The 10,417-nt window shown below is 53.8% G+C and carries 9 protein-coding genes and 1 pseudogene; 6 read left to right on the forward strand and 4 right to left on the reverse strand.

What is annotated here, in order from left to right; genetic code table 11:
- Positions 1-249 (forward strand): hypothetical protein (locus tag ERD78_RS19935; protein ID WP_209020042.1); only part of this gene is annotated, 249 nt, incomplete at its 5' end.
- A 387-nt stretch (positions 250-636) separates the two neighbouring features.
- Here ERD78_RS19935 and ERD78_RS19550 read toward each other — a convergent pair.
- On the reverse strand, positions 637-1,446 hold the full coding sequence (locus tag ERD78_RS19550) for an AraC family transcriptional regulator (RefSeq protein ID WP_129971586.1): 810 nt from the start codon (positions 1,444-1,446) through the stop codon (positions 637-639).
- 271 nt (positions 1,447-1,717) lie between these two features.
- Between ERD78_RS19550 and ERD78_RS19555 the strand changes: the two genes are divergently transcribed.
- The 5 genes from ERD78_RS19555 to ERD78_RS19575 all read left to right on the forward strand — a co-directional run bounded on the left by ERD78_RS19555 (position 1,718) and on the right by ERD78_RS19575 (position 7,607).
- Entirely contained in the window at positions 1,718-3,394 is a 1,677-nt protein-coding gene (locus ERD78_RS19555) for a 2-isopropylmalate synthase (RefSeq protein WP_129971587.1), read from the forward strand.
- A gap of 351 nt (positions 3,395-3,745) precedes the next feature.
- Positions 3,746-4,627, forward strand: coding sequence for a DMT family transporter (locus ERD78_RS19560; RefSeq protein ID WP_129971588.1), 882 nt, complete (start codon positions 3,746-3,748; stop codon positions 4,625-4,627).
- Between the two features lie 72 nt (positions 4,628-4,699).
- On the forward strand, positions 4,700-5,584 hold the full coding sequence (locus ERD78_RS19565) for a LysR family transcriptional regulator (RefSeq protein ID WP_129971592.1): 885 nt from the start codon (positions 4,700-4,702) through the stop codon (positions 5,582-5,584).
- Positions 5,585-5,759: 175 nt separating this feature from the next.
- Positions 5,760-6,815 (forward strand): hypothetical protein, encoded by a 1,056-nt coding sequence (locus tag ERD78_RS19570; RefSeq protein WP_129971589.1) that lies wholly within the window; start codon positions 5,760-5,762, stop codon positions 6,813-6,815.
- 222 nt (positions 6,816-7,037) lie between these two features.
- A complete protein-coding gene (locus tag ERD78_RS19575; RefSeq protein WP_129971590.1) occupies positions 7,038-7,607 on the forward strand; it encodes a DUF6680 family protein in 570 nt (189 codons plus the stop codon).
- A gap of 272 nt (positions 7,608-7,879) precedes the next feature.
- Here the strand turns inward: ERD78_RS19575 and tnpC are convergent.
- The 3 genes and pseudogenes from tnpC to ERD78_RS19590 all read right to left on the reverse strand — a co-directional run bounded on the left by tnpC (position 7,880) and on the right by ERD78_RS19590 (position 10,226).
- Positions 7,880-9,414, reverse strand: a pseudogene (gene tnpC / locus ERD78_RS19580) (IS66 family transposase).
- Positions 9,415-9,486: 72 nt separating this feature from the next.
- Positions 9,487-9,828: an IS66 family insertion sequence element accessory protein TnpB gene (gene tnpB, locus ERD78_RS19585; protein WP_209020043.1), complete on the reverse strand. Its 342-nt coding sequence runs from the start codon at positions 9,826-9,828 to the stop codon at positions 9,487-9,489.
- Positions 9,816-10,226, reverse strand: a complete 411-nt coding sequence (locus ERD78_RS19590; protein WP_129971591.1) for a transposase — start codon at positions 10,224-10,226, stop codon at positions 9,816-9,818. The genes tnpB and ERD78_RS19590 overlap by 13 nt, the downstream gene beginning before the upstream one ends.
- Positions 10,227-10,417: the final 191 nt, after the last annotated feature.

Raw genomic sequence — 10,417 nt, forward strand, 5'->3', positions numbered from 1 at the left:
GGTCTCGCGCAGGATCCGGACGATCTGCTCATCGTTGTATCGCGTCTTCTTCATGTGCCTCTCGCTATCGAAGAGGCCATTGTCTCAAGTTACCTTGGATCGAAAAAGCCAGGACAGGTCAATCTGAATATCTGTCTTTCCAGGATCTGTGATTTTGGTCTTCAGGGCTTCCCGCCATCCCTCGATTTGTTGGTCGATCTTCTCAGCAGCCGATGTGTATTCCTCCTGGAGCCTCTCTGCTTCGGCTGATACCCACAATGCAACCGACTACTGTGTAGGAAATTTGTTTAGAGCGTGTCGAACTCGTGGACGTGGCTGTGTTCGGTAGAGTGCTCGCAGCGCTCGTCGTAGCCTTTCCATTCTGGCGCTGTCCGAGGTATCAACGAGAGGTAAAGGCTGAAGGCAAGACAAAAGGGAGCGGCACCTGTCCGCTCTCAAAGCCAGTCTGCACGTGAGGGGAGTGCAGCACGCAGCGGTATAGCCATCGTGCCGCTTGGAGTGCGAAGCTTCCGCTAATACAGGCCTAGCCGCGTGCTTCGCACGACCGAGTACGCTGTGACTTCGGCAGTAGCGTTCATCAAGAACTAGAGAAATGAGCCTTCAACAAGGCTGCGAATTCGCCCAATGCCCGCCGCATTACTGCATCACCAACTGCCGCTGAATGAACTCTGACGGCGCGTGCCCAAACTGTTTTTTGAACGCTGTCGTATAAGCACTGTGGCTGTCGTAACCACTGTTCAATGCAACCTGAGTGATCGGCGCGCCTTGCATCAACTGAGTGAGTGACGACATCAGGCGCAACTGCTGCCGCCATTTGCCAAACGTCATCCCTGTGCTTTTAACGAATCGACGGTGAAAGGTTTTCTCGCCAATGGCTAACGTCGATGCCCAGTCTCCGGCGGTTGCTTGATGGCTTGGGTCGCCCATGAGTTGGTGGCAGACATTTTGTATCTGTGCGTCCTGCGGCCAGGGCAGATGAAAGGGTAGAGCGGGTGGGGTATTGAGCTCTTCGAGCAGCAGCTCGCTTAGTAAATGTGTACGGCGCGAGAGAGGTGTCGTGTAGTCCACGCAGGTCAATTCAGTAATAGTCTCTCGGAGAAGTCCAGACACTTGCACGACGCAGTCTGTAGTAGGCAGATTCGCACAGATATCCTTACGAATAAATAGGCCGTGCGCCTGCAAGGCAACTGGGACGATCAGACGATGAGCCACTTCAGGACGCAGCCACACGGCAGAGGTGGGAGGAACCAGCCATTGCCCCGTTTCTGCTTCAACACGTAGCAGCCCCTGGCTGGCGTAGATGAGATGGCCGTGTTGATGTTGGTGCATGGGTACGACATGCCCTTGTGGGTAGTGTATGGCTATTCCCGTGACCGGCAGCTCCGATGCTGCCACCGTATCTGGCCCACAAGATTTAGCTGGCTGAACTGTGGATGCAGCGCCCATGTTTGTCAAAAAATATAAAGAGAACGTCTATTTTTATGTAGATAGACAAAAAATACAAACATAACATGGCAAAGACATTCTCAATCAGGACTCGTTTGTCTCATGTCGCCGTTCGTTCGCCTTTCGCACCTGCTACGACTACTGACCTTTAGTCGGGGTCGGTACGCATTTGCTCGCGTCATGACCCATCCTGATTCCCCCTGACCCCGACCATAGTCAGCTTTGCTTGAGCCAGGGGAGTCAGGTGTTATTGACCCCTTGGAGTATTGTTATGCTGACCGACCCATCCCAAAAATACCGCCCATTTCCACCCGTCGGTCTTGCGGATCGACGGTGGCCGTCGCGTACCTTGACGCAAGCCCCTGTTTGGCTGTCTACCGATTTGCGTGATGGCAACCAAGCCTTGTTCGAGCCGATGAACCGAGAGCGCAAGCTGCGCTTGTTCCATGAACTGGTGCGTATTGGTTTCAAGGAAATTGAGGTGGGCTTTCCGTCGGCGTCACGTACTGACTTCGACATCGTGCGTCATCTGATTGACGATAACCAGATTCCTGCTGATGTGACGCCCATGGTTATCACTCAGTTGCGTGAAGATTTGATTGAAGAAACCGTGCGTAGCGTAGCTGGGGCTCGGCGCGTAATTGTGCATTTTTACAATGCGATTGCGCCTGCCTGGCGGGAAATCGTGTTTCAAATGAGCGTGCCGCAAATCGTCGAGATGGTTGAGCAGTACATTGCCCTGTTCAAACGGTTGACGGCAGCTCACCCTCAAACGCAATGGGTACTTCAGTATTCGCCCGAAACCTTTTGTATGGCCGAATTGGATGTGTCCTTGGCTGTATGTAATGCTGCGATTCGCGCATGGGATGCAGGGCCAGAGCATCCCATGATTATCAATCTGCCGACGACAGTGGAAGTCTCTACGCCTAATGTTTTTGCCGATCAGATTGAATGGATGGATCGGAGACTGGAGCGACGAGAGCATATTGTGCTGTCCGTGCACCCTCATAATGATCGAGGTACAGGCGTCGCCTGCGCCGAGCAAGCTTTGTTGGCCGGTGCTCAGCGGGTGGAAGGCTGCCTGTTTGGTAATGGTGAGCGCAGCGGCAATCTGGATGTTGTGACCTTGGCGCTGAATCTGTACACACAGGGCATTGCGCCGGGGCTGGATTTTTCGGATATTGCGGCTGTTGCGCGTGTTGCCGAAGAGTGTACGGCGCTGCCTATTCACCCACGCCACCCATATGTCGGTGACTTGGTATTTACTGCTTTCTCAGGCTCCCACCAGGATGCCATCGCAAAAGGGCTTGCCGCTCAAAAGCCTGATGCGCTCTGGCGCGTACCGTATTTGCCTGTTGATCCGCAAGACCTGGGCCGTACCTATGACAGCATCGTGCGCGTTAATAGCCAGTCGGGCAAAGGTGGCATTGCATTCCTGCTGCAACGTGATCACGGTATCGTTATGCCGCGCCGCATGCAGGTTGAGTTCAGCGCCATTGTCCAGGCATTGGCTGACGACAGTGAAACCGAATTGACCAGCGAGCAGATATGGGATGTGTTTGAACGTACCTATTTAATGCCTGTACGTGAGCAAGCCGGTTTTATCTATCGTGCTCACCGACTGTCTGAGCAGTCAGACGGCCAAGGTATTGAGCTGGACTTGATCGGTGCCGATGGCGCATCTGTACATTTTCAGGGCGTTGGAAACGGCCCGATTGCTGCAACGGTAGCAGCATTGGGATTGCCTTTGCGTATCGACAGTTATGAAGAGCGTAGCTTGGGAGCGGGGGCAGATGCCATGGCGTTAGCTATTGTGGAAGCAGCATGGCCGGGCGTACCGGGATCTCGCTTTGGTGTGGGACGGCATGTGAACATTGCTACGGCATCAGTGCAGGCTGTATTGAGTGCGGCTTCACGGTTTTCAGAGGCAATGGCTGATGCCGGTTGAGTAAATGTGAGTGGCTGACCCCTGGGCCATAGTGTTGGGCCAGGGGGCGAGCGCTACGGATCCATGTCATTGCTACGATTTGATCGCCTCATCATGCCCTTCACGAATTATTGGATTCGCTGCCTGCAGGCCGTTGCTCATTGGCAGGCCTTCTATTTGCCAAATGCTCTTAGGTGCGGCTAAGATTTGCATTATCGACTGAGTGACAACTAGGGTTCCGAACAGCACTGATTGCTGTTGGCTGGTCCAAGCGTTGTAGACACTGCGATTGATTCGCAGCTGCACCCGAGGGAAAAAAGCCCAGAGGAGGAGACGTCGAGTCCTCCCTATGGCTTCTCGGAGTGCTCACTCATGTCTTTATTTTCTCTCCTGTTGGTCGTTCTGGCCGCTGTTATCCACGCAAGTTGGAATCTTCTTGCGAAACGGGCTTCTGATGCTGGCCCTGTTTTCGTGATGGCTTACACTTGTATAGCCACTCTGGTCTATTTACCTTGGGCTGCCTGGATCTTCATTGAAAGCGAGCTTGTGTTTGGTGTGTTCAACACACAAATCATTGTGTGTATCGTACTAAGCGGCTTGCTGCATCTCGCATATAGCCTATTTCTTCAGCGTGGTTACCAAGTCGCCGATTTATCCGTCGTGTATCCCATAGCACGTGGCGCTGCGCCTGTTGTTTCAACCATAGGAGCATTTTTGTTTCTTGGAGAGCCATTATTCACCGAGCGAGTGATTGGGCTGAGCGCTGTTGTTATTGGAGTTTTCTTAGTCGCCACGAGAGGAAATTTAATCCAGTTTCGCCAGCCCTCGGCGTACAAAGGCGTGAGTTGGGGAGGAGCGACTGGAGCAATGATTGCTGGCTACTCCGTAGTCGATGCCTATGGTGTGAAAATACTTGGAATTCATCCCGTGCTACTGGATTGGTTTGCGAATCTGGTCCGGCTAGTGATGCTGTTCCCCTGGCTGCTATCTAATCGGAAAGCAGCGGTTGCGAGAATGAGCGGAAGATGGGGGCTTGCGCTAGCTATCGGTGTTTTGTCTCCGCTTTCATACATTCTTGTTCTTTTTGCGCTCGGCATGGGGGCCCCTCTGAGTGTGGTGGCTCCGGCCCGCGAGATGTCCATGATGGTCGGTGCGTTGCTGGGAATGATTGTTTTACACGAAGAAATAGGAGTTTGGCGTTTCGTTGGCTGCCTCATCCTTGTTGGTGGCGTCATCGTATTAGGTCGTTCGTAAAGGTGATCGCTGATGACGTCACGAAAATCATATTCAGACCTTGTAAACGGTGAAGTCTCAGTTGGCGGGAAGATTGACATCAGGCATCTTCGCTGCTTTCTGGCAGTAGCTGAAGAACTTCACTTTGCCCGTGCGGCCGAACGGCTACATATGGAACAATCCCCTTTATCACGAACCGTCAAAGAGCTTGAGGAAGACCTGGGTATTCTGCTATTTGCTCGCACTACGCGGAGTACGCGTTTGACCCGTGCAGGTCAGTTATTTCTTGATCATGTCCCGCGTGTTTTCGTAGCGCTACAGCAAGCGCGAAATAGCGCCCAGGCAGCGGTTAATGGCTTTCATGGACAGCTGCGTGTAGCCTTATCGGATAGCATTGCCCCTTCACGCTTGTCTGCATTGTTGGCCTTATGTCGCCAAGATGAACCGGAGATAGATATCCGTTTCTTCGAGGTGCCATTGTCTAAGCAGATCAAGGGGTTGAATGAAGATATGTATGACGTAGGATTCGCGCAATCGGATGAGGTGGGCAACGGTATTGTTGCTATGCCCGCATGGCACGATACGCTGATGGTTGCAGTGCCAGCACGTCATCCGTTGCTGGCCTACAAGCGCATTCCCATGGGGGAGTTACTTCGCTACCCGTTAGTGCTCTGCGATCCTCAGACATGTGAAGGGTATGCCAAGTACATTGATCGAGTGTTACGCCGCTCGGATATGGAGCCGTTGATCGTTGAGCGGGTTGCTTCTACCGAATTGATGGTGGCATTGGTGTCCTCAGGTTTTGCTTTAGGGCTGGTTGGTGCGGCATATATCTCTGCTGGCTGCGCTCAAGGCGTTGTAGCGCGACCTCTGGCAGCGCGACTGCCGTCCCTAATGACATATCTGTTGCGCCCAGAGGGAGAGCCATCTGATGTACTCATGCGATTTATCAAGCGTGTGCAAGCTATTGAGCCGTAAAACCTCTAAATGGCCGCTTTCGGCCAGAAGCCGCCATTCGTTTGCCATGCCGGATTTTCCCCGAAACAGCCAGTCAACAGATAAAAATAGAGCGATGCAGAGTCAATTTCACCCGGTACCTGTGTTAAACCTGTTTATGTAATCCAGCTGTCAAAAAATATATGAAAAGCATCAAATGAAACGCGATAACTTCCTTGCACCAGTGAAAACGGCATTAGCCAAGCGCGCAGGGTATAGGTGCTCATACCCTGGTTGTAACGCTATAACTGTTGGCCCAAGTGAAGAGGGGCAGATGGCAGTTGCGAACACAGGAACAGCTGCTCACATATCCGCAGCCGCGGGCGGCAAGGGATCGAGGCGTTTCGACAAGAACATGACCGAAGAGCAGCGCACTTCGATAGAGAATGGAATATGGTGCTGCAGAGATCACGGCACCCTCATCGACACTGATGAAGTGACCTATTCCTCATCGATGCTCCGTGGTTGGCGCGCCGTCGCGGAGAAAAAGGCACAACTTCGCCAAGCACACGGGGATGATGTCCAGCTGATTGAGCATCCCGATCTTGCAAAGCTGGGCTTGGTTCCTGACCGGCTCACCTTAGATGGAAATTTCCTAAATACCTCTGTTGGCAACGCAGTCGTATTTAGCTGTATTGCGGAGATATGGGGAAAGGAGGTCGCCGATTCAGCGCGCGATTTCCTAATTGAGTATGCGAGAAACTGCTTTATACACTCAAAGGCGCAAGCGGTCGTAATCGATTTTGTGGAGAACGGAATCACGGTTTGCGATGACGGCACACAATTTGATCTACACACACTCGCCCAGCCTGATTTTGGTCGCGGTGGAGGGTTGGCATATCGAGCCCTTCTATCGAGCCTTCGAATCAATGCGGTCTCAACAAGCAGGAATGCTTCGAACAACAACGTCCTGACCATTCCACTAGTAAAAGACAGTGCAGGCCTTCTTGCTCACAACCCATGCGCTCTAGCAATTTCGCACGAGCAACTTCGATTGAATATTCTTGATTTCTCGGAGCTTTCCTCGTGCAATAGGATCTACATAGTCGCACCAAATTTCATGACTTACAGCGATGGCCCGCGGTGCGAGACTGTGCTGGAAACTGCCATGAAGACGCATGAGAACGTGGTATTGGTTATTCCTCAAGTATCCTCCGCTGTACTCGAACACTTCCGAAAACGATTCCCGAGTACGGAAGTTCTGTCCTGGTAACGCCTGCCGCCTCTTCCATCGCAAGGCTCGCCTGACCTACTGGGTGAGCAATCTCCTCATGAACGTTCCAAATGTTTGCTCTTATCAGGTTAGGTGTCTGCCCTCTGGCGCAGCGTCCGCCTGCTATAGGTCGGTTTCAGCCCCGAGCTTTGGCTACAATCGGCCAACTGTAGCCGTTCATAAAATCTCTGCGAAGCAGGCACCCAATAAGATGTTTATTGTATGGACGACGTCAGTACAATGTTAGTTAGCACCATAACAACAATGGAATATCAAACGATGACAATAGCTGACTGGATCATGATAGCCGCCGTTTTCCTTGGTCCCATTGTTGCTGTGCGCCTTACTAGGTACCTCGACGACCAAAAAGAAGTGCGTGCGCGCAAGTTAGATATTTTCAAGACCCTAATGGCCACGAGGGCCTACAGTGTTTCATGGACACACGTTGAAGCGTTGAATCGAATTGATCTCGAATTTGACAGGAGTCATAAGAAAGAAAAAGAGGTTATCGAGGCCTGGAAAGAATATCTCGATCTCCTTGGAAATACGTCCATTCCAGCTGATCAATGGAACGTGAAGCGGGTTGATCTGCTTGTTGAGCTTCTGCATACAATGGCAAGTGTGCTCGACTATGATTTTGATAAAACCCACATTAAGAATTCCTCATATTCACCACGTGCTCACGGGGAAACCGAAGAACAACAGAGCGTTCTTAGAAAAGGGCTTGTTGAAGTTCTTGAAGGCAAACGCCCCTTGCCGATGTCAATCACCAACTGGCCTAGCAATGAATAGCGCTAACAATGCTCTTCAGAGGGACGCTCGGTCTGTAGACCCGCTCCGTCTTCCTTGAGCTTGCACGTTGAGCTCCCGTCTTCCCATTACCGCTTTGGGTTGATAATGGGCTTTCACAGGAGCAGCTTACAACTCACAAAGGACAGATGCTTTTCTCCACAACGGACGCTCGCACCAGCATTGCATCACACGTAAGCATCCGGTGAACACACATTGACGAACGGCCGCAGTTGCGGCCGTCAGTTCTTTAGTCATTGAGTTAACAGTGTTAACTATGCCGTTTCTGGTTGCCAGCGATGCGGCAACAGCTCCTCAATCCGGCTATTCGGATGCGTGGGCAGGCGCGTGAGAACATCTTTCAGATAGGCGTAGGGATCATGCCCGTTCATCTTCGCCGACTGGACCAGACTCATCACGGCAGCCGCACGCCGGCCCGCCCGCAGGGAGCCGGCGAACAGCCAGTTCTTGCGACCCAAGGCGATGGGCCGGATCTGGTTCTCGATCCAGTTGTTATCGATGGGTAATCGGCCATCGCCAAGGTAGCGGGTCAACGCCGTCCAGCGCTTCAGGCTGTAGTCCAGCGCTCGGGCACCTTCAAACGATGGGCCGTCATCCAGGCATGTAGTGCCTCGGCAATCGGTCTAGCCTGTTGTTCACGCATGCGCTGGCGCTCCTCAGGAAGCAAGTCTGTCCCCTGGGCTTCGATCTCATAGAGCTGGCCGATGGACTTCAGCGCCTGCTCGGCGATCAAGCTCTTTCCCGACTGATGCAGTTCGAAGAACTTGCGTCGGGCGTGCGCCATACAACCGACCTCGGCAATGCCTTGCTCAAAGCAACCCTTATATCCGCCATAATCGTCGCAGATCAGTTCACCGCGCCAGTCACCCAGGAAGGTCCGGGCGTGTGCTCCGCTGCGTCCTTCGGTAAAGTCGTAAACAACGGCCTTCAGATCCTGGAAGGCGCCGGGGGCATAGGCCCACAGGTACGCGCGATGGGTCTTTTTGCTACCCGGCTGCAATACTTGCACGGGCGTTTCGTCTACATGTACCACGGGCTCGTTGAGGATGACCTCGCGCAGGGCATCGACCAGCGGCTGCAAGCGCACCCCACACACGCCTACCCATTCAGCAAGCGTGGAGCGGGGGATCTTCACGCCGGCGCGCGCAAATGTCTGTTCTTGACGGTACAGCGGTAGGTGGTCGGCATACTTGGTCACCAGCACATGAGCCAGCAGCCCCGAGGTAGCAATGCCCTTGTCGATGACCTGTGCCGACATGGGCGCCTGGGTCAGTGTTTCGCACTGCCGGCAGGCCCACTTGCCACGGATGTGTTGTTCGACGCTGAACACCCCTGGGATGTAATCCAGTTTCTCGGTGATATCTTCGCCAATGCGCTGCATCTGGCAACCGCAAGCGCAGGTGGTGCAGTGCGGTTCGTGGCAAACCTGGATGCGAGGCAACTCCGGTGGCAAGACCTGACGCTTAGGCTGAGAGACCGTTTTCTGCGCAGGCGGCTGCCCGCCCAGATTGATCAATTCCTCTTCGATGGCAGCGATGTCGGCATCGACCGCGTCCTCCAGCAACAGACCCTGTTCACCGCCGAGCTGTTCGCTCTTCTTGCCGAAGCGATAGCGGCGCAGCACCGCAATCTCATGCGTGAGTTTGCAGATGTGAGTTTCTTTGAACTGGATGTCGTGGGCTTGCTGAGCCACCACCTGGCGGGTCTCATCCAACTCACCCATCAATTGCCTGGCCAAGGCCCGCAGGGCATTGGCATCAAGCTGATCGAGGTTGGCAACAGACTTCAGAGACATGGCCGCCATGATGCCATGCCTGTGAACGGTGCACCATTCGGATTGCACCGGATTGCAAATCCGTGGTCATAAGAGGGTGATCGACTCGTACTCGTCCAAGCGTTGCCACGGCAGGCCAATGACCAGGGCACGTGCCTGTTCAGCAGAGAGTTCTACCTGCGTTTCACCGGGCCGAGGCCAATGCACTGCGCCTTGATGCAGGCGGCGCACGGCCAACCAGATGCCGAAGCCGTCGCACACCAGGACCTTCAGCCGTGTACCGCGGCGGTTCGCAAACACGTAGGCGTGGTGCGGCCGTGAGGCGCCGAAGACTTCCACGACACGAGCCAGTAGCCGATCTATGCCGCTGCGCATGTCCACCGGATCCACTGCCAACCAGATCTGGTCGATGCGGATCACCGCAACCACTGGCGCATAAGTTCAGTACACTGCGCTGCGGCACCCACCGGCCAGAATATGCACACTGTCGTGGCACCACGCTTGAATTCCAGACGGATGGCCTCGTTGCCAACGGGTGACGGCCTTGGGCTCAGCGGTACGGGAAGGAACGGTGTGGCGGACTCAGGCACGGAAACCATGGGTGGCGTTGGGCCCTGCTCCTGCCGGTCAGCATCACTCAAGATGTGATGGCCGTAGCGCTCATGCTCCGTGACCCACCGATGCAAGACATTGGGGTTCATGCCGTGCTCCACAGCAAGCGATGCCAACGACACACCGTCCTGCAAACATTGCGCCACCATTTCGGCCTTGAACCGTCGCGTGTATGTACGCCTGCGACGGCTTGAGCTAAGAGAGTCTATGCTCATTATCGTGTCCACTTAATTATCGTGGATGCGATCTTCTCGTACTCACAGAGCACGACTCAATGTGTGTTCACCGGACGTACATGGACGCCCCCGTTTGTCAAGCTTCCAGACGTAATGACGAGGAAGGAAGATTGCACCCGTACATTCGGACTTTGCTTGCAAGCTGAGCTTGCTGTCCCTGATGGGTTTTG

Source organism: Allopusillimonas soli (assembly GCF_004153445.1).
GTDB classification, from domain to species: Bacteria; Pseudomonadota; Gammaproteobacteria; order Burkholderiales; family Burkholderiaceae_B; genus Allopusillimonas; species Allopusillimonas soli.

Coding starts and splice junctions, on each gene's coding strand:
- ERD78_RS19550 (WP_129971586.1), bottom strand. CDS start 1,446: ATGGGCGCTGCATCCACAGTTCAGCCAGCTAAATCTTGTGGGCCAGAT.
- ERD78_RS19555 (WP_129971587.1), top strand. CDS start 1,718: ATGCTGACCGACCCATCCCAAAAATACCGCCCATTTCCACCCGTCGGT.
- ERD78_RS19560 (WP_129971588.1), top strand. CDS start 3,746: ATGTCTTTATTTTCTCTCCTGTTGGTCGTTCTGGCCGCTGTTATCCAC.
- ERD78_RS19570 (WP_129971589.1), top strand. CDS start 5,760: ATGAAACGCGATAACTTCCTTGCACCAGTGAAAACGGCATTAGCCAAG.
- ERD78_RS19575 (WP_129971590.1), top strand. CDS start 7,038: ATGGACGACGTCAGTACAATGTTAGTTAGCACCATAACAACAATGGAA.
- ERD78_RS19590 (WP_129971591.1), bottom strand. CDS start 10,226: ATGAGCATAGACTCTCTTAGCTCAAGCCGTCGCAGGCGTACATACACG.